This is a genomic window from Pseudomonas sp. S44, assembly GCF_016624805.1.
Classification (GTDB): domain Bacteria; phylum Pseudomonadota; class Gammaproteobacteria; order Pseudomonadales; family Pseudomonadaceae; genus Aquipseudomonas; species Aquipseudomonas machongensis.
In genome coordinates this window covers 1-24,901 of sequence record NZ_JACVTY010000053.1, presented here as the reverse complement: position 1 = coordinate 24,901, position 24,901 = coordinate 1, and the positions used below count along the sequence as shown (strand labels likewise).

The following is a 24,901-nucleotide window of genomic DNA, read 5'->3' as shown; positions in this document are numbered from 1 at the left end:
CCAACCCCCCCCCCCGGGGGCCCCGGGGGGGGGGGGGGGGGGGGCGCCCCCCCGCGGTGCTGTGCGAGCTGATGAACCCCGACGGCAGCATGGCCCGGGGCGAGCAGGTGGCCGTGTATGCGCGCCAGTACAACCTGCCGGTAGTGACCATCGAGGAGCTGGCGCGCTATCGCGAAGCAATGCTGGAGCTTGAGGCACAACCCGCCTGATCTGCAGCGCGGCTCTTTGGTAGGTGCGGGCTTGCCCCGCTCCTACCAGTACAGCACTCAGCGCAGCCCCAGTTGCCCCTTGAGATAGGCGTACAACATCGCCGCACTCTTGCGATAACCCTCGGCAGTCAGGTGCACCAGGTCTGGTCGCCCCAGGCCGCTGGCCTGCCAGGCGACAATCGAGCACGGCCCGCCCATTCCTGCCTGCCAATCCCAGAACAGTGCCTTGTACTTCTGCGCCGCCTGGCGCTGGATGCGGATCACGCTCGCCAGCGGCTGTGGCTGGCGCGCAGCGCAACTGGCGGCCTTGCGCTGCTTGATCGAATCGGGCGGCCCGACCAGCAGGATGGCCGCCTTGGGCATTTCCTGGCGCAACCGGGCCAAGGTGGCCTCCAACTGCGACTGGTACAGGGCAAGATCGAGCTTGTCGTCGAAGGCTTCGTTGGTGCCATAGGCCAGGATCACCAGGTCAGGCCGCAGCGCCTTGAGCGTGCCTTGCCAACCCGCCTGCCACTTGTCGACCACCTCTAGCCGTGCGCCGTTGATACCCAGCGACGAATAGGTGACCCCGGCGTTTTTCTGGCCCTGGATATACCAACCACCCAGCGCCACGCCCTGGACACCCTCCACACTCAGTTGCACCGGCAGGCCGAGATTGATGAAGGCTGGGCTGAAGCGCCACTCACCGTTGGTGGCCGGCAGCATGCGGCGCTGGCTGCCGTTGGCCACCAACGTGCTGCTGCGCGTTGCCTGATACAGGGCCGAGATCCGGTAGCGTTGTTCGTCGGGGTCGCGGGCCTGGATCTTCACGCCGGGGCGATCGACCACCGGCAGCGACAGGTAGCCACCCAACGGAAACTGGCTGCTCTGCTGGTTGCGCGCAGAAACCAGTTCCCACTGACGGCGCTCGCTGGTGACGATCACCCGGTCGTTGCGAATTCCCGGCACGGGCGAGGCCGGCACCAGGCCAATGCCACCGTCGCCATAGCGGGCCTGCAGCAGCTTGCGCAACTCACCGCTGAACAGGTCGGCAGCGGTGTGCGAATCACCCAGCTGGACGATGGAAATGGGCGCACGGCCGGCGTTGCGGAACTTGCCGGCGAGCAGCGCGAGGTTGCCGTCGTCGCGCACATTGGCGACAACGGCGGGCTTGGCCGCAGGCTGGGGTGGCGCGCTGGCGCCGGTGCTGCACGCGGGCAAGGCGCTGATCAGCAGCGCCACGCCCAGCAGGTGATGCCATAGGCGCATCTCAATGTCCTGTTGCAGTCAGGACCGGGAAGCTGATCAGTGACAGTACCTGCGCGGCGATCATCTTCTGGCCCGTGATGGTGAAATGAATGCCGTCGTCGACCCGGACCTTGACCCGCTTGCCCTCCGGCGTCTGCACCGTATACGAGAACTGCTCGTCGGGATAGCCGAGAATCGGGTTGGCCGAGACGTAGTGCTGGCCGAATTGCTGGGTGCGCTCCTGATAAAGGCCACTGAGGTAGCTCATCGCCGTCGACAGCCGCGACTTCTCCATGTTCGGCGGGCCGACCCAGATCACCTGGACATTGTGCTCGCGGGCCTGCTCGAGGATCGCGTCGATGCGCTCACGGTAGGCCACTTCCCACTCCGGCGACTTGAAGCGCAGGAACGGCTTGCCCTTGCCCTGGGGCATGTCCCACGGGTCGTTAGGGCCGAGGAATATCACCATCAGGCGGACCTTCGGCGCGCTGGCGAGCGTGTCGGCCACGGTCTTCGGCCAGTTGAAGAAGCCCGGGTAGGCAAGCCCGGTGCTCTGCCGACTGAGGTTGATGGTGTGGATCTGGTAGCGCTTGCGCAGGCTGTTGGCCAGGTGCGGGGCGACGCCCTGCATCAGCGAGTCCCCCACCAGGAACACTTCATCGCCCGCCGCCAACGACGCCAGGGTGCCCGGTGCGACCATCTGCGGCAGCGGTGGCTTCACCACCACGGCAGCGGGCGGTGGCGCCAGTGCCGGTGTCGGTGCCGGTGCCGGTGCGACAGGGTGCGGGGCAGCTGTAGCGACATGCTCAGGCCTGGCCACAGGCGCCTGCAGATCGACACTCACCACCGGCATCGGCGGCGGCAGTTCCACCACAGGCTCTGTACTCGCCACCGCAACCTGCCCGTTGAGGCTGTCGAGGAAGCTGTCACGGCCCTGCTCCAGCGCTGTGGTCAGGCCCGCGCCCAGGCGCCAGGCTGGCAACTGCCCCAGCACCGGCAGTTCGCAACTGTCGTGATACTTCTGCTGGCAATACAGGCTGATCGAGTCCTGGTTCAGCCAGAACAGCAGGCCTGTGGCGACCACCATCGCATACAGCGTGCGCGCCGCGCCCATCTGCACCCGGACCAGCTGACGGATATCAGAAGCTTGCATAGATGAACCCCGGCACACCCGATTGCGACGCGAAGATCACCAGCGACACGAAGATCGCCAGTGGCAGTGGGTACAGTTGCCAGGGCAGGCGCTGGCTAGCTACGAAGCCCTGGCGCAGGGACGCCAGCCACTGTGGATACGTGGCGACGTACAACACACAGGCCAGCAGCGCTACACCGGTGGCCGAGTCGAGCCCGGCCAGGCTGACCTGGGCGATATCGCCAAGCATCTCCCAGGCGCCATCCAGGGTTGGGCTGCGGAAGAAGATCCAGGCGAAGGCGACGTAGTGGAACGTCAGCAGGCGCGCCAGCAGCCCGCTGCCCGGCAGGCGCACAAAGCCCGGCCACAACTGCTCGAACAGCTTGTACAGCGCCAGCCCCACCCCATGCAGCGCGCCCCAGAGGATGAAATTCAGACTCGCGCCGTGCCACAGCCCGGAGATCAGCATGGCCAACAGCATGTTCAGGTTGCCGCGCCACACCCCTTTGCGATTGCCGCCCAGGGGGATGTAGATGTAGTCACGAATGAAGCGCGACAGGCTGATGTGCCAGCGCCCCCAGAACTCCTTGAGGTTGCGCGCGGCATAAGGCGCGTTGAAGTTCTCCGGCAGGCGAAAACCCAGCAGCAGGGCGATGCCAGTGACCAGGTTTGTATAGCCGCTGAAGTTGAAATAGATCAGGAAGCTGTAGCCATAGACGCTGAGCAGCACCTGCTCGGGCGTGAAGCTGCCCGGGGTTTCGAATACCGGATCGACCCACTGGCTGCCCAGCCAGCCGCTGAGCAGGAACAGCTTGACCACCGCCAGGGCGATCAGGCCAAGCGCCCGCTGCGGCTCCAGCACTTCACGCATGGCCTGCGGGCGGATCTGCGGCAGCAGATGCGCCGCGCGATTGACCGGCCCTGCGATCAGGCTGGGGAAGAAGGCCAGGTACAGCGCCAGGTCCAACGGCGGCGCCGAGGCCATCTCGCCGCGGTTGATCGACACCAGGTAGCTGACCGAATGGAAGGCATAGAACGACAGGCCAATCGGCACCAGCAGCTCGAGCACCGGCAGCGACACCTCGAGCCCGACAGCCGTGAATGCGCCCTGCACACTGGCGGCGAAGAACTCCTGGTATTTGAAGAGGTAGAAACACCCCAACACCAGCGCCAGCAGTAAAACGCCATTGAGCCAGCGGCCGGGCTGGCGCGCAGCCAGCAACCCCAGCAGATACACCAGCACGCTGTAGCCGAGCAGGATGTACAACGATTGCAGGCTGAAACTCGCCACCAGCCCGTAGCTGGCCGCAAGCAGCAGCAGGTTCTGCAGGCGCAGGCTCCAGCACAGGCTCCAGTAGACAATGAAGAAGAGCGTGAAACAGAGGCCGAATTCGATCGAAAGGAAGCTCACAACGTAGTCCGTTACGTGACGTCGAGAAGAAGATGGCCCAAGGCTATCAAGATGCCCAGGCCAGAGCGCGCGGGATTATGGCAGAGCCCCCATGGGGTCACAATCCGACCACGTCTCAAATTGCAATAAGAAACTTCTGAAGCAAGTGCAACAAAATACTACCAACGGATTGCCTCCTGGGAGGTACCGCAATTTGCTCCCCCCGCCCCGCTCTGCTAGTGTCGCGCCGTTAAAAACGCCACCGAGACAGTCGCCATGGCCCGCAAGAAAACCTCCATCGATTTCGAACAATCCCTCGCCGACCTGCAAGCCCTGGTCGAGCGCCTGGAGACCGGCGAGCTGTCGCTGGAAGAGTCGCTGGCAGCGTTCGAGCAGGGGATCGCCCTGACCCGCGACTGCCAGGGCGCGCTGGCCCAGGCCGAACAGAAGGTGCAGATCCTCCTGGAGCGTGACGGCGAACTGGCCGCCGAGCCCTTCGACGCGGAACCGCAGGAATGATCAACAGCTACCAGAGCGCCTGCCAGGCGCGCGTCGACGCCGCCCTCGAGCCGCTGTTCGTGGCGCCGTCCAAGGAGCTCGAACGGCTCTACGCAGCGATGCGCTACAGCGTGATGAACGGCGGCAAGCGTGTACGCCCGCTGCTCGCCTACGCCGCTTGCGAAGCCTTTGGCGTTGCGCCCGAGCAAGCCAACGGCGCGGCCTGCGCGGTAGAGCTGATCCATGCCTACTCGCTGGTGCATGACGACCTGCCGGCCATGGACGACGACGACCTGCGCCGCGGTCAGCCGACCACCCACAAGGCATTTGACGAAGCCTGCGCGATCCTCGCTGGCGACGGCCTGCAGAGCCTGGCCTTCAGCGCGCTGCTCGATGCGCACCTGAGCCCGCAGCCTGATGCCATCCGCCTGGCCATGGTCCAGGCCCTGGCCAAGGCCGCAGGCCCGGCCGGCATGGTCGGCGGCCAGGCCATCGACCTCGGTTCGGTCGGGGTCAAGCTCGACCAGCAGGCCCTGGAATACATGCACCGGCACAAGACCGGCGCACTGATCGAGGCCAGCGTGCGTCTCGGCGCCCTGGCCAGCGGCCGTGCCGAAGCCACCCAACTGGATGCCTTGCAGACTTATGCACAGGCCATCGGCCTCGCGTTCCAGGTGCAGGACGACATCCTCGACGTCGAAAGCGATACCGCCACCCTGGGCAAGCGCCAGGGCGCCGACATCGCTCGTGACAAACCAACCTACCCCGCCCTGCTCGGCCTGGATGCCGCCAAGGCCTATGCGATCGAACTGCGCGACCAGGCGCTGGTCGCACTTGAAGGGTTCGGCGAAAGCGCCGAGCCGCTGCGGGCGCTGGCGCGCTATATCGTCGAGCGCCGCCATTAAGCGTTGATGCCAATCCCCTGTGGGAGCGGGTTTACCCGCGAATGCGATGCCGGGCCTACCGCCGTCTTCGCGGGTAAACCCCCCCCCCCCCGCGGGGGGGCGCCCCCACCCCCCCCCCCCCCACTGGGTCGGCGTAACCCGTGGTCCAATGGGCACTTTTCCCACAATGGGGTAAACTGCCGCGTCTTCAAACCTATAACGACTCGCCTGATGCCCACGACGTTTCAAGAGATCCCCCGCGAACGCCCGGTCACGCCTCTGCTGGACCGCGCCGACACGCCAGCCGGCCTGCGCCGGCTAGCCGAAGCCGACCTGGAGAGCCTGGCCGACGAACTGCGCCAGGAGCTGCTCTATACCGTGGGCCAGACCGGTGGGCACTTCGGCGCAGGCCTGGGCGTCATCGAGCTGACGATCGCCCTGCACTACGTCTTCGACACCCCGGACGATCGTCTGGTATGGGACGTCGGTCATCAGGCCTACCCGCACAAGATCCTCACCGGTCGTCGCCAGCGCATGCTCAGCCTGCGTCAGAAAGACGGCGTCGCTGCCTTCCCGCGTCGCAGCGAGAGCGAGTACGACACCTTCGGCGTCGGCCACTCGAGCACCTCGATCAGCGCCGCACTGGGCATGGCCATCGCCGCTCGTCTGCAGAACGACCCGCGCAAGTCCATCGCCGTGATCGGTGACGGCGCGCTGACCGCTGGCATGGCCTTCGAAGCGTTGAACCATGCCCAGGAAGTCGATGCCGACATGCTGGTGATCCTCAACGATAACGACATGTCGATCTCGCGCAACGTCGGCGGGCTGTCCAACTACCTGGCCAAGATCCTGTCCAGCCGCACCTACGCGAGCATGCGCGAAGGCAGCAAGAAAGTGCTGTCGCGCCTGCCCGGCGCCTGGGAGATCGCCCGGCGCACCGAAGAGTACGCCAAGGGCATGCTGGTGCCCGGCACTCTGTTCGAGGAGCTGGGCTGGAACTACATCGGCCCGATCGACGGTCATGACCTGCCGACGCTGATCGCCACCCTGCGCAACATGCGCGACCTGAAGGGCCCGCAGTTCCTGCACGTGGTCACCAAGAAAGGCAAGGGTTTCGCCCCCGCCGAGGTCGACCCGATCGGCTACCACGCCATCACCAAGCTCGAACCTGTCGACAAGCCCGCCGCGCCGAAAAAGCCCAGCGGGCCCAAGTATTCCGCCGTGTTCGGGCAGTGGCTGTGCGACATGGCCGGCGCCGACAACCGCCTGGTGGGCATCACTCCGGCAATGAAGGAAGGTTCGGACCTGGTCGCCTTCAGCGAGCGCTTCCCGGAGCGCTACTTCGACGTGGCGATCGCCGAGCAGCACGCCGTCACCTTCGCTGCCGGCATGGCCTGCGAAGGCGCCAAGCCGGTGGTGGCGATCTACTCGACCTTCCTGCAGCGCGCCTACGACCAGCTGATCCACGACGTGGCGGTACAGGACCTCGACGTGCTGTTCGCCATCGACCGCGCCGGCCTGGTCGGCGAGGACGGTCCGACCCACGCTGGCAGCTTCGACCTCTCGTACCTGCGCTGCATCCCCGGCATGCTGGTGATGACCCCGAGCGACGAGAACGAGCTGCGCAAGATGCTCAGCACCGGGCACCTGTACAAAGGCCCGGCCGCCGTACGCTACCCGCGCGGCACCGGCCCCAACGCGCCGATCGACGGGGACCTGGAGCCACTGGAAATCGGCAAGGGTGTGATTCGTCGCCGGGGTTCGAAAGTCGCGTTGCTGGTGTTCGGCGTGCAACTGACCGAAGCGCTGCAGGTGGCCGAGCAGATCGACGCCACCGTGGTCGACATGCGCTTCGTCAAGCCGCTCGACGAAGCGCTTGTACTGGAGATGGCCGGCAGCCATGAGCTGCTGGTGACCATCGAGGAAAACGCCATCATGGGCGGCGCCGGTGCGGCGGTCAGCGAGTTCCTGGCGCGTGAGGCGGTGGTCAAGCCACTGCTGCACCTGGGCTTGCCGGATATCTATGTCGAGCATGCCAAGCCTGCGCAGATGCTGGCCGAGTGCGGGCTGGATGCTGCTGGCATCGAGGCCTCGGTGAAAGCCCGCATGGCCAAGCTCGGCCTGTAAGGCCCTTTCGCGGGCAAGCCCGCTCCCACAGGGATTGCACAGTATTCAAGTACTGTAGAAACCCTGTGGGAGCGGGCTCGCCCGCGAATGCTATTGTACTGCCCATGAAAATCCTGACCTTTGCACCGCTGCTCTGCCTCCCTCTGCCCTTGCTGGCCGCCGAACGCGACAACGCCCTGAAGCTCCCCGACGTGCTGATCAGCGCCAACCGCGAAGTCGAATCGCGCAGCGCCACCAGCGCCGCCAACACGGTCTTCACCCGCGCCGACATCGATCGTCTGCAGCCCTCCAGCGTCACCGACCTGCTGACCCGCGTGCCCGGCGTGCAAGTCGCCCCCACCGGTGGCCGCGGCAGCCTGCCCGGGATTTTCATCCGCGGCACCAAGGCCGCGCAGAGCCTGGTGCTGGTCGATGGCGTACGCATTGCCAACGCCACCTCCGGCGACAGCGGCCTGCAGTTTCTCGACGTCGACCAGATCGAGCGCGTCGAAGTGCTGCGCGGCTCGCGCTCGGCGGTCTACGGCAGCGACGCCATCGGCGGGGTGATCCAGATCTTCACCCGACGCACCAGCGGCCCCGGCCTGCAACCGCGGCTGCGCCTGGCGGCCGGCAGCAACCAGACCTTCCAGCGCAGCCTGGGACTGTCCGGTGGCGATGGCCAGACACGCTTCAACCTCGGCGCCAGCCTCGACGAAACCGCAGGCATCGACTCGACCGGGCCGTCCTTCGCCAGCGATGGCGATCACGACGCCTACCGCAACAAATCTTTCAACCTGAGCCTGAGCCACACCTTCGGTGAGCGCTTCGAGGCCGGGGTGAACCTGCTCGACAGCCGCGGGCGCAGCGAATACGACAACCCCTTCGGCCGATTCGACCCAGTCAGCTTCGAAAGCTTCGGCCAGAAACCCTACACCGACTTCACCGTCAGCAGCCTGGGCACCTATATCGATGCCCAGCTCAGCGACCTCTGGCATTCGCGCCTGGAGATCGGCCACAGCGAGAACCGCGACCGAAAGCGCGACAAGCTCAGCGACGATGGCAGCGTATTCAACACCTATCGCGACCAGATCACCTGGCAGAACGATCTCGCCCTCGGTGAAAGGAACAACCTGTCGCTGGGCGCCGACTGGTATCAGGACCGGGTGCACGGCAGCACCGACTTCGCCGAGGACAGCCGCTACAACCGGGCAGCCTTCCTCCAGCATCGCTACAGCGGCGAACGTTTCTCCACCGAATTGGGCGTGCGGCGCGATCAGAACCAGCAGTTCGGCGGCCAGACCACCTGGAGCGCCAGCCTGACCCTGCCGCTGAACACCGACAACGACCTGCTGCTGTCGTACAGCGAAGGGTTTCGCGCCCCCACCTTCAACGACCTGTACTACCCGCAGTACAGCAACCCTGATCTCGACCCTGAGCGCTCCAGGAGCTATGAACTGCAATGGCGCAGCCAGTTGAGCGATAGCAGCCGCCTGGAAACCTCGCTGTACCGCACCGATCTGCGCGATGCGATCATCTTCGGCGAGGGCTCGATCCCGCGAAACGTTGCCTCGGCGCGGATCAACGGCATGGAGATGTCACTGACCCAGGACTGGGGGCCCTGGCGCAGCCAGCTTGGCCTTGCGCTGATCGACCCACGTGACCGTGACACCGGCCATACCCTGGCTCGCCGCGCCCGCCGAACCTTGAGCCTGGACCTGGACCGACAGTTCGAGCGCTTCAGTGTGGGGGCGAGCTGGCAGGCGTTGAGCAACAGCTATGACGACGAGGCCAATCGCAACAGGCTCGGCGGATATGCACTGCTGGGCCTGCGCGGCAGCTGGGCGGCAAGCGATGCGCTGAAGTTCGAGGCCAAGGTGGATAACTTGCTGGACAAAGGCTACAGCCGCGCGCTCTACAACTACGACGGCAATGACTACGGCTACCGCGAAGAAGGCCGCACCTGGCTACTGAGCCTTACCTGGACACCGGCGCTGTAGACGCCAGCAGCGCACACAGGCGCGCCGTCGCTTCGATCATCTGTCCGCTGGGGCGCTCCAGGCCCTTGTCGGGCACCACCAGCAGGTGCCCACCGGCAACGGCGCTGAGCTTTGGCCAGGCCTTCCAACCAGCCAACTGCGCAGCGTCGCCGGCCAGGATCACATCAGGGTCGCGCGCCAGCACCGACTCGACGCTCACCTGCGGCGCAGGCTGCTCAAGGTCGGCAAAGACGTTGCGCGCCCCACAGACCGTCAGTGCATCACTCACCACCTGACGGCCCCCCAGGGTGTACAACGGCTGATCCCAGACCTGATAGAACACCTTGAGTGGCTGCTCGCGGCGATAGCGCTCGCGCAGTTCGGCCAGGCGCTCGCGCAACCTCTCAGCGTAACGCTGCCCCTGCTCGGCACGCCCCAGGCGCACGGCGATGGCCTGGATCTGCCCGATCAGTTGCTCAAGGTCCTGGGGCTCGCTGCTGAACGTGGTAATCCCCAGCTGACGCAACTGGTCGCGCTGGGCCGGGGGCACGCTGCCGGGCCAGAGCAGCAGCAGGTCGGGCTTGAGCGCCAGCAGGTGTTCCATGTCCAGCTGCCCGTAGCGCCCGACCGATGGCAGATCCTTCAGACGCTGCGGCCGCTCGCCGCTGTCGAGCACGCCCACCAGCAAATCGTCCGCCTCAAGCTCCAGGACGATCTCGGTCATCGACGGCCCGAGGCTGATCACGCGCGGCCCTGCCTCGGCAAATGCACCGATCGACAGCAGCACGGCAACGAAGAAGGCGCGCATCAGCCCAATTGGCGCGGGATGCGATAGAGGTAGAGCAGCACCACGGTAGACAGCGCCAGCAGCACCTGCGGCACCGCCTCCAGCCCCACCAGCACCGAGAGCGCGGCGATCCAGGCCGGGAAGCAGGCGTAGGTCATCGCCAGACGACGAACCCGCGCCAGTTCGATCCAGGCGGCGGGCTCTTCGGGGGTGTCGAGCACCTTGGAGGTGGCGATCAGCGCCCGCTTGTAGGCACCGAAGCGCGGCAGGCTGAGAAACATGGTGGCCGCACCGGCAATGAACAGTGGCATCGCCAGCACCGGAATCAGCGCTTCACTGCCACCAAAAGCCCAGGCCATGACCAGTAGCGGCACCAGCCCGACAGCCAGATACTGCCACCAGGCCAGCGCCAGGCGCCGCTTCACCTGGCCACGGGTCACGCCTGGGGCGCCTCGCCCTGGTGACGGTTGCCCATCATGTGACCGAGCTTGTCGGCCTTGGTCGCCAGGTACAGGCGGTTGTGCGGGTTGTGGCCAGTGTGCAGCGGCACGCGTTCGGCAACCACGATGTTCATGTCGGTCAGGGCTTTGACCTTGCGTGGGTTATTGGTCATCAGGCGCAGCGACTTGACGCCCAGGTGCTCGAGCATCGGCAGGCACATGGCGTAGTCACGCTGGTCGGCCGCAAAGCCCAGGCGCTCGTTGGCCTCGACGGTATCGGCGCCGCCATCCTGCAGCTCATAGGCGCGGATCTTGTTCAACAGGCCGATGCCTCGACCTTCCTGACGCAGGTACAGCAACACGCCACGACCTTCACGGGCGATGGCCTGCAGCGCGGCTTCCAGTTGCGAGCCGCAGTCGCAACGCTGGCTGAACAGAGCGTCGCCGGTCAGGCATTCGGAGTGCAGACGCCCGAGAACCGGTTCACCATCGGCGATATCACCCAGGCTGAGCACCACATGCTCGCGGCCGGTGGCTTCGTCGAGAAAGCCATGCATGGTGAATGTCGCAAAGGGCGTTGGGAGTTTGGAGGCGGCAACAAAGACGACGGGCACGTTGTGCTCCTGATAAGTAGGAAATTTCAATGGGCCAGATTGTATCAGCAGCCCAGCGGGCATGCGCAGGCTGAATCTCGTGGCTTAAGATCGAAAAGTTCGATGCATAGGCTCGCCAGATACGCCCTCCCTTGTAGGCGCCTCGGCGATCAATGCGGCTGGCTGTCGGAAGCGAAGGGGTACGGCTGCTTCCAGCGCTCGAATATCGGCCGCAGCTCGCCGTTGCGCACCAGCTTCTCCATGCGCTGGTCGAACAGGTCGCGCAGGGCCTTGCCCTGGTCGCTGTGGGTAAAGGCCAGGTACAGCGGCAACTCGGCAATGTGGGTGCGACGGAAACTGCCGGGCTGGCTGGACTGGTTGAGCACATAGTCCACTTCGGTTTCGGCATCGATGTAGAAATCCACCCGGTCATGCTCGAGCATCGGCAGGATGCCCTCGCGGCGCTGGATCTCGCGGAAGTTCTTCACCTCGGGCAGGTAGTTCTGGTAGTCATAGCCGCGCACCCACGCCAGGCGGTACTCGCCGACGCTGTTCAGCGTCGGAACCGGCTTGCTGGCGAGCCCCAATGCATAGATATGGTCCATATCGAAGTGCCAGCGCGGGTAGAGGTTGTCTTCGTTCTCCTGCTTGTACGAACCCACCCAGGCATCGGCCTCGCCGCGCTTGACCAGCCCGACCGCACGGCTGTAAGGCGCGCTCGTTACCTCGACCTTCACCCCGGCCGGCTCGAACACCTTGCGCAGCACGTCCCAGGCAACCCCTGTGCCATTGGCATTGGTGTAGTCGATCCACTCCTCGCTGACCAGCCGCACCTGCTTCGGCAGCTCGGCCGCCCCGGCGCTCCAGGGCAGGAAAACCAGTATCAGCGCCAGTAGCACAGTCCGTATGGCCATCGACCCGCTCCCTGTATCAGGCAACCGCCCAAACCAGCACTTGCATGCCCAGCCAGGCAAACACGCCAGCCAGGATATCGTCGAGCATGATGCCGACACCGCCGTGCACATGGCGGTCGATCCAGCGGATCGGCCAAGGCTTGAGGATGTCGAAGAAGCGGAACATCAGGAACCCTGCGAGCAGCCACTGCCAACCTTCGGGCACCAGCCACAAGGTGATCCACATGCCGACCATCTCGTCCCAGACGATGCCTTCATGATCGTGCACGCGCAAGTCGTTCGCCACCTTGCCGCACAGCCAGAAGCCGAACAGCATGGTGATTCCCAGCAGCAGCCAGTAGCCCCAATCCGGCAGCATCTGCCACAGCGGGATGAACGGCAGCGCCACCAGCGAGCCCCAGGTGCCCGGCGCCTTGGGCAAGGTACCTGAGCCGAAGCCGAACGCGATGAAGTGCCATGGATTGCGCCAGACCGAAGGCGGAACGAACTCCGCAGGCACCTGATTGGGGTGGTCGGTCACGGTGTCTCCCTGAAATGTTGATAGCCCCGTTGCGTGGGGGTGATGTCACGACCCTGGCGATCACGCAGCGTGACGCCCTGCCCGTCCAGGACGCGGCCGATGACATGGACATGGATGAACCCCGGCAGCTGCAATGCCTGGTGTTGCGCGGCGGGGATGGTGAAGGCCAGCACGTAGTCGTCGCCGCCGGTGAGCGCCGCGTGCACGGCAGCGTCACGCCCGAGGAAAGCCTCCAGTTCGGTAGATACCGGAACCTGATGCTGGTTCACTTCAAGGGCGACGCCCGAGGCCCGGGCGATATGACCGCAGTCGGCAAGTAGGCCGTCGGAAACGTCCAGCGCCGCCGTGGCCTGGCCACGCAGCAACTGGCCCAAGGTGAGCTGCGGCATCGGCGACCAGTACTGTGCAAGCAGCGCCTGGGCCTGTTCAGCCGGCGCCTGGCGCTCGCCCAACACCAGCGGCAAGGCCCCTGCGGCGTTGCCCAGGTTGCCGCCGACACACAGCAGGTCGCCCGGCCTGGCACCGTCACGGCGCAAGGCCTGCCCGGCCGGAACCCGGCCAAACACGGTGACGGTGATGCTCAGGGGGCCGCGGGTGGTGTCGCCGCCGATCAGGCTCATGCGACAGCGGTGGGCCATGCGCTGCAGGCCTTCAGCATAGGCTTGCAGCCAATGCGCACTGACCTCGGGCAAGGTCAGGGCCAGGGTGAAGCCGATGGCAGTCGCGCCCATGGCCGCCAGGTCGCTCGCGGCCACGGCCAACGAGCGCTGGCCGAGCAGCGAGGGGTCGCAGACTGCCGGGAAGTGCACACCTGCGACCAGCGTGTCGGTGGAGACTGCCAGCTGTTCGCCGGCCGGCAGCTCCAGCAGGGCGCAATCGTCGCCGATCCCCAGGGCCACGCCGTCACCGCCCTGCGCACAAGGCGCGGCGGCAAAGAAGTGGCGGATCAGCTCGAACTCACCCATGGCTCGTCAGCGCCGCGATCAGCGCTTGTTGGCCTTGACTTCAGCTTCGCGCAGGTTGGGCGCGAGCTTGTCGAGCACACCGTTGACGAACTTGTGGCCATCGGTGGCACCGAAGACCTTGGCCAGCTCCACGCCTTCGTTGATCACCACGCGGTACGGTACGTCGACGCGCTTGATGAACTCCCAGGTGGACAGACGCAGCACGGCCAGCTCGACCGGGTCGAGTTCGTCCAGTGCCAGGTCCAGGCAAGGGCTGAGTGCGCTGTCGATTTCGCCCTTGATTGCCGGAACCCCGTGGAGGATTTCGCGGAAATAGGCACCGTCGACATCGGAGAAATCGTTATCGACCCGGAACTGAGCCTCGATCTCGTTCAGCGAATGCTGCGCCATGTGCCACTGGTAGAGCGCTTGCGTGGCGAGCTTGCGGGCTTCGCGACGCTTGGCACTCTTGGAGGGCTTGCCGGCATCCGCAGGTTTTGGATCGCGCGGGTTGAAACGATCGCTGTCGTCGCTAATCACTTGGCCTCCAACTGCGCCAGCAGGCTGACCATTTCCAGGGCGGACAGGGCAGCTTCGGCACCTTTGTTACCGGCTTTGGTGCCGGAACGCTCGATGGCTTGCTCGATGGAGTCGACGGTCAGCACGCCGAAGGATACCGGAACGCCGAACTCCATGGACACCTGGGCCAGGCCCTTGGTGCATTCGCCCGCCACGTATTCGAAGTGCGGGGTACCGCCACGGATCACTGCACCCAAGGCGATGATCGCGCTGTAATCGCCTTGCTGGGCGACTTTCTGTGCCACCAGCGGGATCTCGAAGGCACCCGGGGCACGGATAATGGTGATGTCGCTTTCGCTGACGCCATGGCGAACCAGGGCATCGACGGCACCGCTCACCAGGCTTTCGACGACGAAGCTGTTGAAGCGGCCAACCACCAAAGCATAGCGACCTTTGGGGGCGATGAAGGTACCTTCGATGGTCTTCAGGGTCATTCCGGTATTCTCATATTAAAGAGCGAGGCCGCACCAGGCGGCCTTCGGGAGGGTTCGGACACGAGCGCCAGGACAATGCTGGCGCACCTGTGTCACTCGGAGGGCACGTATTCTACAACTTCCAGATCGAATCCGGATATCGCGTTGAACTTCATCGGCGAGCTCATCAGGCGCATCTTGCGCACACCGAGGTCGCGCAGGATCTGCGAACCGGCACCCACGGTGCTGTAGGTGCTCGGCACCTTGGCCTGCACATCGCCCGCGCTTTCGCGGATATGCGCCAGCAGCACATCGCCGTCCAGCGGGTGGCCCAGCAGCAGCACCACGCCGCTGCCGGCCTCGGCCACTGCGGCCATGGCCGCGCGCAGGCTCCAACGGCCCGGCTGCTTGACCAGCAGCAGGTCACGCAGCGGATCCATGTTGTGCACACGCACCAGGGTCGGCTCTTCGGCGCAGATCTTGCCCAGCGTCAGCGCCATGTGCACGTCGCCTTCCACCGAGTCACGGTAGGTGACCAGGTTGAACTGGCCCAGCTCGCTTTCGACCGGCTGTTCGGAGACGCGCTGCACGGTGCGCTCGTGGATCATGCGGTAGTGGATCAGGTCGGCGATGGTGCCGATCTTGAGGTTGTGCTCGGCGGCGAACACTTCCAGCTCGGCGCGGCGCGACATGGTGCCGTCGTCGTTCATCACTTCGCAGATGACGCCACTCGGCTCGAAACCGGCCATGCGCGCCAGGTCGCAGGCCGCTTCGGTGTGGCCGGCGCGGGCCAGGGTGCCGCCAGGCTGGGCCATCAGCGGGAAGATGTGGCCAGGGCTGACGATGTCCTCGGCCTTGGCGTCCTTCGCGGCGGCAGCCTGCACGGTGCGGGCGCGGTCAGCGGCGGAGATGCCGGTGGTGACGCCCTCGGCGGCCTCGATCGACACGGTGAACTTGGTGCCGAAGCCGGAGCCGTTGCGCGGCGCCATCAGCGGCAGCTTGAGCGTTTCGCAGCGCTCGCGGGTCATCGGCATGCAGATCAGGCCACGGGCGTGCTTGGCCATGAAGTTGATGTGCTCGGGCAGGCAGCACTCGGCTGCCATGATGATGTCGCCTTCGTTTTCGCGGTCTTCGTCATCCATGAGGATAACCATTTTGCCCTGGCGGATGTCTTCGACCAGTTCTTCGATGCTGTTGAGCGCCACGCGGCACCCCCTTCTCAATCAGGATTTCAAGAAGCCGTTGGCGGCCAGGAAGCTTTCGGTGATGCCACTGCCTTTGCTCGGCTCGGCGGCCTTGTCGCCCAGCAGCAGACGCTCCAGGTAACGGGCCAGCAGGTCGACCTCAAGGTTCACCCGACGACCTGCACGGTAGTCGGCCATGATGGTTTCGGACAGGGTGTGCGGGACGATGGTCAGCTCGAACTCAGCGCCATCGACCTCATTGACCGTCAGGCTGGTGCCATCGACGGTGATCGAGCCCTTGTGGGCAATGTACTTGGCCAGCTCTTTCGGGGCGCGCACGCGGAACTGGATGGCGCGGGCGTTATCGCTGCGCGAGATGATTTCGCCGACACCGTCGACGTGGCCGCTGACCAGGTGGCCGCCCAGGCGGGTGGTGGGGGTCAGGGCTTTTTCCAGGTTGACCCGGCTGCCGCTCTTGAGCTCGACCATGGCGGTGCGCTTGAGGGTCTCGACGCTGACGTCGGCCCAGAAGCCATCGCCTGGCAGTTCCACGGCGGTCAGGCACACGCCGTTGACCGCGATACTGTCGCCGAGCTTGACGTCGCCCAGGTCGAGCTTGCCGGTTTCGACGTAGACGCGCACGTCACCGCCCTTGGGGGTCATGCTGCGAATGGTGCCGATGGATTCGATGATGCCGGTGAACATGGTGTTCTCCTCAGGTACGGGCTGCGCGAAGCAAGCCCGGCATTATACGCCGGGCGCGGGCAAGGGGATGGCCGTGACTCGCCAGTCATCGCCCACGGCGCGCATTTCGATGATCTTCAGCCGCGGCGCTTCGCTCATGTGCTCCAGCGGCCACTCCAGCAACGGGCGGGCTTGGGAGCCGAGGAACGTGCCGGCGACGAACAGCTGGTATTCGTCGATCAGGCCGTGGCGAGCGAAGGCGCCGACCAGACCGGCGCCCGCTTCGAGCAGGACCTCGCTGGCACCGCGCTCGGCCAGCAGGCGCAGCAGCGCAGGCAAGTCGACCTGGCCATCGCTGCCGGGCAGCACCAGCAACTCGTGGCCGGCGGCGGCGTAGCGCGGGTCCTGCGCGGCGGCGGTAACTACCAGCGCCGGACCGGCCTGAAAGAACGGGGCGTCCAGCGGCAGGCGCAGACGGCCATCGATCAACACCCGCAGCGGCGGGCGCGACACGGCCAGCGCAGTCATTTCGTCGTCCAGGCCAAGCTCGGCGGCGCGCACGGTCATCCGCGCGTTGTCGGCCAGCACGCTCTGGGCGCTGGTCAGCACCACGCTGGAGCGGGCGCGCAGGCGCTGTACCGCGGCGCGCGCAGCGGGGCCGGTAATCCACTGGCTCTCGCCGCTGGCCATGGCAGTGCGGCCATCCAGGCTCATCGCCAGCTTGGCACGAACGAATGGCAGCCCATGTTCCATGCGCTTGAGAAAGCCCGGGTTGAGCGCGCGGGCTTCGGCCTCGAGCACGCCACTGGCAACCTCGATACCGGCTTCGACCAGCCGACCCAGGCCACGCCCGGCCACCTGCGGGTTGGGGTCTTGCATCGCCGCCACCACCCGCGCCACACCTGCCTTGACCAGCGCCTCGGCGCACGGTGGCGTGCGGCCATGGTGACTGCAGGGCTCGAGGGTGACGTAGGCGCAGGCGCCACGCGCACGCTCACCGGCCTGGCGCAGGGCATGCACTTCGGCATGCGGCTCGCCGGCACGCACGTGCCAGCCCTCGCCGACCACTTCGCCGTCGCGAACGATCACGCAGCCCACCCGCGGGTTGGGATGGGTGGTGTACAGGCCCTTGCGGGCCAGTTCCAAGGCACGGGCCATGTAATGGGCGTCAAGCAACGCGGTCTGGCTGGACATGCTTACTCTTTGGCTGGCTCACGGGCCAGGCGGTCGATTTCTTCACGGAATTCGTCGAGGTCCTGGAAGCGCCGATACACCGAAGCGAAGCGGATGTAGGCAACTTCGTCGAGCTTGCGCAGCTCGGACATCACCAGCTCGCCGACCACCAGCGACTTCACTTCGCGCTCGCCGGTAGCCCGCAGGCGGCTCTTGATGTGCGCCAGCGCCGCTTCCAGGCGCTCGACGCCGACAGGGCGCTTCTCCAGCGCCCGTTGCATGCCGGCACGCAGTTTGTCTTCGTCGAAGGGCTGGCGCGTGCCGTCCTGCTTGATCAGCCGGGGCAAGACCAGTTCGGCGGTCTCGAAGGTGGTGAAGCGCTCGCCGCAGGCGACGCATTCGCGGCGGCGGCGGACCTGTTCGCCCTCGGCGACCAGTCGCGAATCGATGACCTTGGTGTCGTTGGCACCGCAAAAGGGACAGTGCATGGTGGCAGGCAACAAAAAAAGGGAGGGCCATGGTAGCGCATCCCACTGGCAAGACAAGCCAAAGGGGTTACCATCCAGAGAAATCTGCCTGTGAAGGATTACCCCATGCACCATCGAGCCCTCGTCGTCCTGTGCCTGGCCGGCCTGCTCGCCGCCTGCGGCAGCGACCGACCGAAGCCCGAGCAGCCTGTGGCGCCCAGCGCGCCCAAGACGGTCAAGAAGAGCGACGAACCGGGCCCGCTGCCGGCCTACCAGCGCGAACTCAGCGGCACCCTGATGGAAATCCCCGCAGGCGCCGAAGTCGAGCTGGCACTGCTGGTGATCGACGAGCGCGGCCGCCCCCAACGCCTGCTGGCCAGCAGCGACCTGACCGGCACCGGCCAGGCCCTGCCGTATCATCTGCGCTTCAACCCCGAGGCCTTTCCTGCCGGCGCCCGGGTCGAGTTGCGCGGGCGCGCCAGCCGTTCCGGCCAACTGATCATGCACCTGCCGCCGCAGCGCATCGTCCAGGCCGAAACCCAGACCACCGGCCCACTGCGTTTCGAGAAGGCGCCATAACGTGACCCCGCTACACCTGCAACAGGCCCTCAGCGGCCTGATTGGCGAAGCGCGCCTGGTCATCAGCGAATTGCCGGGCTGCGACCTCAAGCTGTGGCTGATCGACGCCGAGAACATGGACCGGGCATTCAGCCCCGACGAGACCCGGCGCATCCTCGACGAGCCCCCCTACTGGAGCTTCTGCTGGGCCAGCGGCCTGGCCATGGCCCGCTACCTGGCCCAACACCCCGAATGGGTACGTGACAAGCGCGTGCTGGACTTCGGCGCAGGTTCGGGGATCGCCGGCATCGCCGCAGCCCGTGCCGGTGCGCGCGAGGTGGTCGCCTGCGACCTCGACCCGCTGGCCCTGGACGCATGCCGCGCCAACGCTGCACTCAACGGCGTGACGCTGGGCTACAGCGAGGATTTTTTCGCCGAAGCGGACCGCTTCGACCTGATCCTCGTCGCCGACGTGCTGTACGACCGCGCCAACCTGCCCTTGCTCGATGCCTTTCTCGGCCGGGGTCGCCAGGCACTGGTCGCCGATTCGCGGGTACGCGACTTCAGCCACCCGCTCTATCGCCAGCTCGGCGTGCTCGACGCCCTGACCCTGCCAGACCTGGCCGAGCCGCACGAATTCCGCCGGGTCAGCCTGTACCACGCCAGCCGCGAGCCTTTATAGTGGTGCCATTCCGAATGTGCGAAAGCTGCGAGAGTTGCGATGAGCCAAGCTTCTTCTAATACCGCCACGCCCTACATCTTCGACGCCACCGATGCCAACTTCCAGCAACTGGTGATCGAGAACTCCTTCCACAAGCCCGTGCTGGTGGACTTCTGGGCCGAGTGGTGCGCGCCCTGCAAGGCGCTGATGCCGCTGCTGGCGAAGATCGCCGAGGGCTACCAGGGCGAGCTGCTGCTGGCCAAGATCAACTGCGATGTCGAGCAGCAGGTGGTGGCCCAGTTCGGTATCCGCAGCCTGCCGACCGTAGTGCTGTTCAAGGATGGCCAGCCGGTCGACGGCTTTGCCGGTGCCCAGCCGGAGTCGGCGATCCGCGCCATGCTCGAGCCGCATGTGCAGATGCCTGCCCCGCCGACTGCCTCGCCGCTGGAGCAGGCCAAGGCGCTGTTCGCCGAGAGCCGTTTCAGCGAAGCCGAAGCGCTGCTGCAGGCGGTGCTCGGTGAAGACAACAGTAACGCCGAGGCGCTGATCTACTATGGCCGCTGCCTGGCCGAGCGCGGCGACCTGGACGCAGCGCAGCAAGTGCTGGACGCAGTCAAGAGCGATGAGCACAAGGCCGCGCTGGCCGGTGCCAAGGCGCAACTGACCTTCCTGCGCCAGGCCGCCAGCCTGCCGGAGGCTGCCGAGCTCAAGAGCCGCCTGGCGCAGAACCCGCAGGATGACGAAGCGGCTTACCAGTTGTGCATCCAGCAACTGGCGCGCCAGCAGTACGAAGCTGCGCTGGACGGGCTGCTCAAGCTGTTCCAGCGCAATCGCGCCTATGACAACGGCCTGCCGCAGAAAGCCATGCTGCAGGTGTTCGACCTGCTCGGCGGCGACCATCCGCTGGTGGGTGTGTACCGCCGCCGGTTGTCTTCGGCGATGTTCTGAGCCCCAAGCCGCCACCTCCTGCTGGAGGTGGCATCCAGCCACGCACCGTCCCCGGCAACTAGCCTACCCAGCGATATACCGGCGCATCCGCACCGCTTTCCACCTTCACTTCACTGCTGTGGCGCAAACGCACCAGCAGCCGCTTGCCTGCCGCGACACTCCCGGCCAGCCCTTCCAGCCGCTCCAGCAACTCAGGCCCACTGAGCGCTCCGGCCTGACGCAACACCTCGCGCGCCGCCGACCACTGGCTATCGTCCTGCCGCGCTGGCGCAGTCACAGGCGTACTCGCCACCTCTGCCACCGCAGGCGCCTCTTCGAGCCTGCGCCCAAGCTGAGCCCACTCCGCCGGATCCAGTTCGATGGTCAGGTCCACCGGCCAGTCGCCGATCTGTCCTCGGATTCTCACACTGCCTTCCTTCAATCGCGGATCGATGACGTGCATGCTCCCACGACATGAAACCTGCGCCAAGCGTCTGGCATCGACAAGAAAAGTTGTTATAACATTACCAAAACTTTCCCGTCCGCTTCCGGAGTCGTCCATGCGCCGCCTGCTCCTCGCCTTGCCCTTCGCCCTGCTGCCCCTGGCCGTTGCCCAGGCCCATGAAGATCACGACCACGATCATGCCCACGGCACCTTGCCTGCCCACGAGCACGGCGTCGCACGCCTGAACGTCGGCCTGGATGGCAATACCCTGGAGCTGGCGCTGGAAAGCCCGGCGATGAATCTGGTCGGTTTCGAGCACATGCCGGGCAGCGATGCCGACAAGGCCAAGGTCGAGGCGGTGCGCAAGCAGCTCGAACAGCCGCTCAAGCTGTTCGGCCTGGCCAGCGCGGCCGGTTGCAAGGAAGACCAGCAGGAGCTGGAAAGCCCGCTGTTCGGTGACGAGCCATCGGCCAAGGACGACGACGGTGACGACGATCACGACCATGACCATGACCACGCGCATGAACACCAGCACAGCGAGATCCACGCGCACTACCAGCTGACCTGCGCAGCTCCGGCCAAGCTGACCCAGATCGACCTGTCGCCGCTGTACAAGGCGTACCCGCAAACCCAGAAGATCAATGTGCAGTTGGTCGGCCCGAACGGCCAGAAGGGCTTCGAAAGCACCCCGGCCAAGGCCGTGGTTGCGTTCTGAATGAGCCAGCCGCTGATCGAACTGCATGACCTGGTCTTTGCCTGGCCAGGCCAGCAGCCGTTGCTGAACATCCCCCAGTTCCGCCTGGAGGCCGGTGAGGCGCTGTTCCTCAAAGGCCCCAGCGGCAGCGGCAAGACCACCCTGCTCGGCCTGCTGGGCGGGGTCAACCTGCCCGACCAGGGCGAAGTGCAGCTGCTCGGGCAGAACCTGGCAGAGCTGGGCCAGGGCGCTCGCGACCGTTTCCGTGTCGACCACACCGGCTACATCTTCCAGCAGTTCAACCTGCTGCCGTTTCTCTCCGTGCAGGAAAACGTCGAGTTGCCCTGCCGCTTTTCGCGCAGCCGTGCCGAACGTGCCGCGCAGCGCCATGGCAGCATCCACCAGGCAGCGGCGCAGTTGCTCGCCCACCTGGGCCTGGGCGACCCCGATCTGCTCGCCCGGCGCGCCGACACCCTGTCGATCGGCCAGCAACAGCGGGTCGCCGCTGCGCGTGCACTGATCGGCCAACCGGAACTGGTGATCGCCGACGAGCCGACCTCCGCGCTCGACGCCGACACCCGCGAGGTGTTCATCCGCCTGCTGTTCGACGAATGCCGCGCCGCAGGCTCCAGCCTGCTGTTCGTCAGCCATGACCAGAGCCTGGCGCCCCTGTTCGACCGCGACCTGTCGCTGGCCGAGCTCAACCGCGCCGCCAAGCCTCGGGAGGCCTGATGTACCTGCTCCGTCTAGCCCTGGCCAGCCTGGCCAACCGCCGCTTCACTGCCTTCCTCACCGCCTTCGCCATCGCCTTGTCGGTGTGCCTGCTGCTGGCCGTGGAGCGCGTGCGTACCGAAGCCCGCGCCAGTTTCGCCAACACCATCAGCGGCACCGACCTGATCGTCGGGGCGCGCTCGGGGTCGGTCAATCTGCTGCTGTACTCGGTGTTCCGTATCGGCAACGCCACCAACAACATCCGCTGGGACAGCTTCGAGCATTACGCCAAGGACCCGCGGGTCAAGTGGGCGATCCCGATCTCCCTGGGCGACTCGCACCGCGGCTACCGGGTGATGGGCACCAACAGCGATTACTTCACCCACTACCAGTACGGCCGCCAGCAGCACCTGCAACTGAGCCAGGGCCGCCAGTTCGCCAACGACCCGTTCGAAGTGGTGCTTGGCGCCGAAGTGGCCGAAGCCCTGCACTACAAGCTCGGCGACAGCCTGGTGCTGGCCCACGGCATCGCCACCATCAGCCTGGTCAAGCACGACGACAAGCCCTTCACCGTGGTCGGCATCCTGCAGCGCACCGGCACCCCCGTGGACCGCACCCTGCACATCAGCCTGGCGGGGATGGAAGCCATCCACGTCGACTGGCAGAACGGCGTGCCGGCCCGCGGCGCCGCGCGCATCAGCGCCGACAAGGCGCGCACCATGGACCTTCAGCCCACCGCCATCACGGCCTTCATGCTCGGCCTGAACAGCAAGATCGCCACCTTCAGCGTGCAGCGCGAAATCAACGAATTCCGCAGCGAGCCGCTGCTGGCGATCTTGCCGGGCGTGGCCCTGCAAGAGCTGTGGAGCATGATGGGCATCGCCGAGCAGGCGTTGTTCGTGGTGTCGCTGTTCGTGGTACTGACCGGTTTGATCGGCATGCTCACGGCGATTCTCACCAGCCTCAACGAACGGCGACGCGAAATGGCCATCCTCCGCTCGGTGGGTGCGCGCCCCTGGCATATCGCCGGGCTGCTGGTGCTCGAAGCGCTGGCGCTGTCGGTCAGCGGTATCGTCGCCGGGCTGGGATTGCTCTATGGGGGAATCGCCTTGGCCCAGGACGCGGTACAGTCCAACTACGGGCTGTTCCTGCCGCTGGCCTGGCCAAGCCCGCACGAATGGACGTTGCTGGCGATCATCCTCGGTGCGGCGCTGCTGATGGGCAGTGTTCCGGCCTGGCGTGCCTACCGGCAGTCGTTGGCCGATGGCCTGTCGATCCACCTCTGAGAGTTTGTCATGTCGATCCCTGTGGGAACGGGCTTGCCCGCGAAGAGAGCACTACAGATCCTCCTGCTGTTGCTGCTGGTGCTGATCATCCCGGCCTGGGCGGACGAGCCGCGCGAGCTGGACTGGCCGGCACTGATCCCCGAGGGCGCGCCAGTCATCCCCCCACAGCTCACCCCGCTGCATGACCTCTCGCAGATGGGCAACTCGCTGGGCGACGCGCTCGCGGCCGAGTCTGCCCCGGCAGCCCGCCAGCAGGCGCCCGACGCCCCCGTGGTGAAAGCACTGGACGGGCAGCAGGTCAAACTGCCCGGCTACATCGTGCCGCTGGAAGTCAGCGAAGAAGGTCGCACCACCGAGTTTCTCCTGGTGCCCTACTACGGCGCCTGCATCCACGTGCCGCCGCCGCCGTCCAACCAGATCGTGCACATCTTCAGCGAGATGGGCGTGCGCGTCGAAGACCTGTACCAGCCCTACTGGATCGAGGGACGCATGCAGGTCAAGAACACCAGCAGCGAGCTGGCCGACGCCGGTTACCAGATGGAAGCCGAGAAAATCTACGCATATGAGCTGAAATGAGAACTGTGTCGCCCGTGTGAAGCCCGCTTCGTTGAGCTGAGTCAAACAATGTGTTTGGACGGCTCCTTACCATTGGACTACTCGATTACTTACGTCCTTTGGGAGCTTCCATGAACAAGACATTGCTCGGTGCCTCGCTCGTCGCGTTGGCGCTCGCAGCCCCCGTTGCCCACGCCCACCAGGCGGGTGACTTCATCATGCGTGCCGGCGCCATCACCACTGCGCCGAACGAAAGTAGCAGTGACCTCAAGCTCGACGGCGCCAAGGTCTCCGGCACCAAAGCCACCCTCGACAGCGACACCCAGCTGGGCCTGGCCTTCGCCTACATGCTCACCGACCACGTCGGCATCGAGCTGCTCGCTGCCACGCCGTTCAAGCACACCGTGGGCGTCAAGGGCCTGGGCGGCGGGCTCGACGGCAAGCTGGCCGACATCAAGCAACTGCCACCGACCCTGTCGCTGCAGTACTACCCGATGGAAGCCTCGTCGAAGTTCCAGCCCTATGCCGGTATCGGCATCAACTACACGCTGTTCTTCGATGAAGACCTCAGCAGCGCCCGCAAGCAGCAGGGCTTCAGCAACATGAAGCTGCAGGACTCCATCGGCCTGGCTGGCCAGTTGGGCATGGACTACATGCTGACCGACAACCTGCTGGTCAACGCCGCGGTCTGGTACGTCGACATCGACACCAAGGCCACCATCGACGGTCCGAGCGCCCTGGGCGTGGGCAAGACCAAGGTCAACGTCGATGTCGATCCGTGGGTCTACATGGTCGGTATCGGCTACAAGTTCTGACACGCAACGCACTCAGGCCCCGCCGTACAGCGGGGCCTCTGGCTGCCGCTCAGCCCTGGCGGTGCAGCCACCACCAATACCCCCACGCCAACGCGCTGACTCCAGCCCCCAGCCCACACACCGCGCCCC

Annotated in this window: 29 protein-coding genes; 13 read left to right on the top strand and 16 right to left on the bottom strand. The window is 65.7% G+C overall.

Going from position 1 to position 24,901, the window contains the following annotated elements:
* On the top strand, window positions 1-209 hold a 209-nt coding region (locus IAE40_RS24960), incomplete at its 5' end, for a 3,4-dihydroxy-2-butanone-4-phosphate synthase (protein WP_200604035.1).
* 57 nt (window positions 210-266) lie between these two features.
* Here the strand turns inward: IAE40_RS24960 and IAE40_RS24955 are convergent.
* Genes IAE40_RS24955 through IAE40_RS24945 form a run of 3 tightly spaced genes read right to left on the bottom strand, consistent with a single transcriptional unit; the run spans window position 267 to window position 3,979 of the window.
* A complete protein-coding gene (locus IAE40_RS24955; protein ID WP_200604034.1) occupies window positions 267-1,457 on the bottom strand; it encodes an SGNH/GDSL hydrolase family protein in 1,191 nt (396 codons plus the stop codon).
* A gap of 1 nt (window position 1,458) precedes the next feature.
* Entirely contained in the window at window positions 1,459-2,589 is a 1,131-nt protein-coding gene (locus IAE40_RS24950; protein WP_200604033.1) for an SGNH/GDSL hydrolase family protein, read from the bottom strand.
* On the bottom strand, window positions 2,576-3,979 hold the full coding sequence (locus tag IAE40_RS24945; RefSeq protein WP_125930882.1) for an MBOAT family O-acyltransferase: 1,404 nt from the start codon (window positions 3,977-3,979) through the stop codon (window positions 2,576-2,578). Before IAE40_RS24945 ends, IAE40_RS24950 begins: the two co-directional genes overlap by 14 nt.
* A 255-nt stretch (window positions 3,980-4,234) precedes the next feature.
* On the opposite strand from IAE40_RS24945, the gene IAE40_RS24940 reads away from it, so the two are divergent.
* From IAE40_RS24940 to IAE40_RS24925, 4 genes are all read left to right on the top strand, one after another.
* Window positions 4,235-4,477: an exodeoxyribonuclease VII small subunit gene (locus IAE40_RS24940; protein ID WP_054892757.1), complete on the top strand. Its 243-nt coding sequence runs from the start codon at window positions 4,235-4,237 to the stop codon at window positions 4,475-4,477.
* A complete protein-coding gene (ispA, locus tag IAE40_RS24935; protein WP_054892756.1) occupies window positions 4,474-5,361 on the top strand; it encodes a (2E,6E)-farnesyl diphosphate synthase in 888 nt (295 codons plus the stop codon). Before IAE40_RS24940 ends, ispA begins: the two co-directional genes overlap by 4 nt.
* A gap of 210 nt (window positions 5,362-5,571) precedes the next feature.
* Window positions 5,572-7,467 (top strand): 1-deoxy-D-xylulose-5-phosphate synthase, encoded by a 1,896-nt coding sequence (dxs, locus tag IAE40_RS24930; protein WP_200604032.1) that lies wholly within the window; start codon window positions 5,572-5,574, stop codon window positions 7,465-7,467.
* A gap of 104 nt (window positions 7,468-7,571) precedes the next feature.
* Complete coding sequence (locus IAE40_RS24925; protein WP_200604031.1) at window positions 7,572-9,443, top strand: TonB-dependent receptor domain-containing protein; 1,872 nt, start codon at window positions 7,572-7,574, stop codon at window positions 9,441-9,443.
* Here IAE40_RS24925 and IAE40_RS24920 read toward each other — a convergent pair.
* The 12 genes from IAE40_RS24920 to nrdR form a co-directional block, all read right to left on the bottom strand.
* Window positions 9,421-10,230: a cobalamin-binding protein gene (locus IAE40_RS24920; protein WP_200604030.1), complete on the bottom strand. Its 810-nt coding sequence runs from the start codon at window positions 10,228-10,230 to the stop codon at window positions 9,421-9,423. The genes IAE40_RS24925 and IAE40_RS24920 overlap by 23 nt on opposite strands.
* Window positions 10,230-10,649: an MFS transporter gene (locus IAE40_RS24915; RefSeq protein WP_200604029.1), complete on the bottom strand. Its 420-nt coding sequence runs from the start codon at window positions 10,647-10,649 to the stop codon at window positions 10,230-10,232. The genes IAE40_RS24920 and IAE40_RS24915 overlap by 1 nt, the downstream gene beginning before the upstream one ends.
* Window positions 10,646-11,263 carry a GTP cyclohydrolase II gene (ribA, locus tag IAE40_RS24910; RefSeq protein WP_054893604.1) on the bottom strand — a complete coding sequence of 206 codons (618 nt, stop codon included), beginning with the start codon at window positions 11,261-11,263 and terminating at the stop codon, window positions 10,646-10,648. Before ribA ends, IAE40_RS24915 begins: the two co-directional genes overlap by 4 nt.
* Before the next feature lie 149 nt (window positions 11,264-11,412).
* Window positions 11,413-12,156: a substrate-binding periplasmic protein gene (locus IAE40_RS24905; protein ID WP_200604028.1), complete on the bottom strand. Its 744-nt coding sequence runs from the start codon at window positions 12,154-12,156 to the stop codon at window positions 11,413-11,415.
* 16 nt (window positions 12,157-12,172) lie between these two features.
* Window positions 12,173-12,676, bottom strand: a complete 504-nt coding sequence (locus tag IAE40_RS24900) for a phosphatidylglycerophosphatase A family protein (RefSeq protein ID WP_054893602.1) — start codon at window positions 12,674-12,676, stop codon at window positions 12,173-12,175.
* Window positions 12,673-13,641 carry a thiamine-phosphate kinase gene (gene thiL, locus IAE40_RS24895; RefSeq protein WP_200604027.1) on the bottom strand — a complete coding sequence of 323 codons (969 nt, stop codon included), beginning with the start codon at window positions 13,639-13,641 and terminating at the stop codon, window positions 12,673-12,675. Before thiL ends, IAE40_RS24900 begins: the two co-directional genes overlap by 4 nt.
* A gap of 18 nt (window positions 13,642-13,659) precedes the next feature.
* Window positions 13,660-14,160, bottom strand: coding sequence for a transcription antitermination factor NusB (gene nusB, locus IAE40_RS24890; RefSeq protein WP_054893600.1), 501 nt, complete (start codon window positions 14,158-14,160; stop codon window positions 13,660-13,662).
* Window positions 14,157-14,633: a 6,7-dimethyl-8-ribityllumazine synthase gene (gene ribH, locus IAE40_RS24885; RefSeq protein ID WP_054893599.1), complete on the bottom strand. Its 477-nt coding sequence runs from the start codon at window positions 14,631-14,633 to the stop codon at window positions 14,157-14,159. Before ribH ends, nusB begins: the two co-directional genes overlap by 4 nt.
* A 92-nt stretch (window positions 14,634-14,725) precedes the next feature.
* Window positions 14,726-15,817 (bottom strand): bifunctional 3,4-dihydroxy-2-butanone-4-phosphate synthase/GTP cyclohydrolase II, encoded by a 1,092-nt coding sequence (ribBA, locus tag IAE40_RS24880; RefSeq protein ID WP_054893598.1) that lies wholly within the window; start codon window positions 15,815-15,817, stop codon window positions 14,726-14,728.
* 18 nt (window positions 15,818-15,835) lie between these two features.
* Window positions 15,836-16,501, bottom strand: a complete 666-nt coding sequence (locus tag IAE40_RS24875; RefSeq protein ID WP_112897211.1) for a riboflavin synthase — start codon at window positions 16,499-16,501, stop codon at window positions 15,836-15,838.
* A gap of 42 nt (window positions 16,502-16,543) precedes the next feature.
* Window positions 16,544-17,674, bottom strand: coding sequence for a bifunctional diaminohydroxyphosphoribosylaminopyrimidine deaminase/5-amino-6-(5-phosphoribosylamino)uracil reductase RibD (ribD, locus tag IAE40_RS24870; RefSeq protein WP_200604026.1), 1,131 nt, complete (start codon window positions 17,672-17,674; stop codon window positions 16,544-16,546).
* Between the two features lie 2 nt (window positions 17,675-17,676).
* Window positions 17,677-18,141 (bottom strand): transcriptional regulator NrdR, encoded by a 465-nt coding sequence (gene nrdR / locus IAE40_RS24865; RefSeq protein WP_054893595.1) that lies wholly within the window; start codon window positions 18,139-18,141, stop codon window positions 17,677-17,679.
* Between the two features lie 105 nt (window positions 18,142-18,246).
* Between nrdR and IAE40_RS24860 the strand changes: the two genes are divergently transcribed.
* The 3 genes from IAE40_RS24860 to trxA are packed head-to-tail and all read left to right on the top strand — an operon-like array spanning window position 18,247 to window position 20,287.
* Window positions 18,247-18,699, top strand: coding sequence for a YbaY family lipoprotein (locus IAE40_RS24860; protein WP_063542517.1), 453 nt, complete (start codon window positions 18,247-18,249; stop codon window positions 18,697-18,699).
* A 1-nt stretch (window position 18,700) separates the two neighbouring features.
* Window positions 18,701-19,360, top strand: coding sequence for a class I SAM-dependent methyltransferase (locus IAE40_RS24855; protein ID WP_065862365.1), 660 nt, complete (start codon window positions 18,701-18,703; stop codon window positions 19,358-19,360).
* 39 nt (window positions 19,361-19,399) lie between these two features.
* Window positions 19,400-20,287: a thioredoxin gene (trxA, locus tag IAE40_RS24850; protein ID WP_054893592.1), complete on the top strand. Its 888-nt coding sequence runs from the start codon at window positions 19,400-19,402 to the stop codon at window positions 20,285-20,287.
* 58 nt (window positions 20,288-20,345) lie between these two features.
* Here the strand turns inward: trxA and IAE40_RS24845 are convergent, their stop codons facing one another.
* Window positions 20,346-20,693: a hypothetical protein gene (locus tag IAE40_RS24845; protein ID WP_186669170.1), complete on the bottom strand. Its 348-nt coding sequence runs from the start codon at window positions 20,691-20,693 to the stop codon at window positions 20,346-20,348.
* A gap of 133 nt (window positions 20,694-20,826) precedes the next feature.
* On the opposite strand from IAE40_RS24845, the gene IAE40_RS24840 reads away from it, so the two are divergent.
* The 5 genes from IAE40_RS24840 to IAE40_RS24820 all read left to right on the top strand — a co-directional run bounded on the left by IAE40_RS24840 (window position 20,827) and on the right by IAE40_RS24820 (window position 24,772).
* Window positions 20,827-21,426 (top strand): DUF2796 domain-containing protein, encoded by a 600-nt coding sequence (locus IAE40_RS24840; protein ID WP_112897209.1) that lies wholly within the window; start codon window positions 20,827-20,829, stop codon window positions 21,424-21,426.
* Window positions 21,427-22,137 (top strand): ATP-binding cassette domain-containing protein, encoded by a 711-nt coding sequence (locus IAE40_RS24835; protein WP_197893117.1) that lies wholly within the window; start codon window positions 21,427-21,429, stop codon window positions 22,135-22,137.
* Window positions 22,137-23,402, top strand: coding sequence for an ABC transporter permease (locus IAE40_RS24830; RefSeq protein ID WP_200604025.1), 1,266 nt, complete (start codon window positions 22,137-22,139; stop codon window positions 23,400-23,402). Before IAE40_RS24835 ends, IAE40_RS24830 begins: the two co-directional genes overlap by 1 nt.
* Window positions 23,403-23,411: 9 nt before the next feature.
* Window positions 23,412-23,978 carry a DUF3299 domain-containing protein gene (locus IAE40_RS24825; protein WP_054893588.1) on the top strand — a complete coding sequence of 189 codons (567 nt, stop codon included), beginning with the start codon at window positions 23,412-23,414 and terminating at the stop codon, window positions 23,976-23,978.
* A gap of 110 nt (window positions 23,979-24,088) precedes the next feature.
* Complete coding sequence (locus IAE40_RS24820; protein ID WP_063542509.1) at window positions 24,089-24,772, top strand: OmpW/AlkL family protein; 684 nt, start codon at window positions 24,089-24,091, stop codon at window positions 24,770-24,772.
* The last annotated feature ends 129 nt before the right edge of the window (window positions 24,773-24,901 follow it).

What these genes read in the sequence shown, in the direction of transcription:
- IAE40_RS24955 (WP_200604034.1), bottom strand. Translation starts at nt 1,457, where the DNA reads ATGCGCCTATGGCATCACCTGCTGGGCGTGGCGCTGCTGATCAGCGCC.
- IAE40_RS24950 (WP_200604033.1), bottom strand. Translation starts at nt 2,589, where the DNA reads ATGCAAGCTTCTGATATCCGTCAGCTGGTCCGGGTGCAGATGGGCGCG.
- IAE40_RS24940 (WP_054892757.1), top strand. Translation starts at nt 4,235, where the DNA reads ATGGCCCGCAAGAAAACCTCCATCGATTTCGAACAATCCCTCGCCGAC.
- ispA (WP_054892756.1), top strand. Translation starts at nt 4,474, where the DNA reads ATGATCAACAGCTACCAGAGCGCCTGCCAGGCGCGCGTCGACGCCGCC.
- dxs (WP_200604032.1), top strand. Translation starts at nt 5,572, where the DNA reads ATGCCCACGACGTTTCAAGAGATCCCCCGCGAACGCCCGGTCACGCCT.
- IAE40_RS24925 (WP_200604031.1), top strand. Translation starts at nt 7,572, where the DNA reads ATGAAAATCCTGACCTTTGCACCGCTGCTCTGCCTCCCTCTGCCCTTG.
- IAE40_RS24920 (WP_200604030.1), bottom strand. Translation starts at nt 10,230, where the DNA reads ATGCGCGCCTTCTTCGTTGCCGTGCTGCTGTCGATCGGTGCATTTGCC.
- IAE40_RS24905 (WP_200604028.1), bottom strand. Translation starts at nt 12,156, where the DNA reads ATGGCCATACGGACTGTGCTACTGGCGCTGATACTGGTTTTCCTGCCC.
- thiL (WP_200604027.1), bottom strand. Translation starts at nt 13,641, where the DNA reads ATGGGTGAGTTCGAGCTGATCCGCCACTTCTTTGCCGCCGCGCCTTGT.
- ribH (WP_054893599.1), bottom strand. Translation starts at nt 14,633, where the DNA reads ATGACCCTGAAGACCATCGAAGGTACCTTCATCGCCCCCAAAGGTCGC.
- IAE40_RS24875 (WP_112897211.1), bottom strand. Translation starts at nt 16,501, where the DNA reads ATGTTCACCGGCATCATCGAATCCATCGGCACCATTCGCAGCATGACC.
- ribD (WP_200604026.1), bottom strand. Translation starts at nt 17,674, where the DNA reads ATGTCCAGCCAGACCGCGTTGCTTGACGCCCATTACATGGCCCGTGCC.
- nrdR (WP_054893595.1), bottom strand. Translation starts at nt 18,141, where the DNA reads ATGCACTGTCCCTTTTGCGGTGCCAACGACACCAAGGTCATCGATTCG.
- IAE40_RS24860 (WP_063542517.1), top strand. Translation starts at nt 18,247, where the DNA reads ATGCACCATCGAGCCCTCGTCGTCCTGTGCCTGGCCGGCCTGCTCGCC.
- trxA (WP_054893592.1), top strand. Translation starts at nt 19,400, where the DNA reads ATGAGCCAAGCTTCTTCTAATACCGCCACGCCCTACATCTTCGACGCC.
- IAE40_RS24840 (WP_112897209.1), top strand. Translation starts at nt 20,827, where the DNA reads ATGCGCCGCCTGCTCCTCGCCTTGCCCTTCGCCCTGCTGCCCCTGGCC.
- IAE40_RS24835 (WP_197893117.1), top strand. Translation starts at nt 21,427, where the DNA reads ATGAGCCAGCCGCTGATCGAACTGCATGACCTGGTCTTTGCCTGGCCA.
- IAE40_RS24830 (WP_200604025.1), top strand. Translation starts at nt 22,137, where the DNA reads ATGTACCTGCTCCGTCTAGCCCTGGCCAGCCTGGCCAACCGCCGCTTC.
- IAE40_RS24825 (WP_054893588.1), top strand. Translation starts at nt 23,412, where the DNA reads ATGTCGATCCCTGTGGGAACGGGCTTGCCCGCGAAGAGAGCACTACAG.
- IAE40_RS24820 (WP_063542509.1), top strand. Translation starts at nt 24,089, where the DNA reads ATGAACAAGACATTGCTCGGTGCCTCGCTCGTCGCGTTGGCGCTCGCA.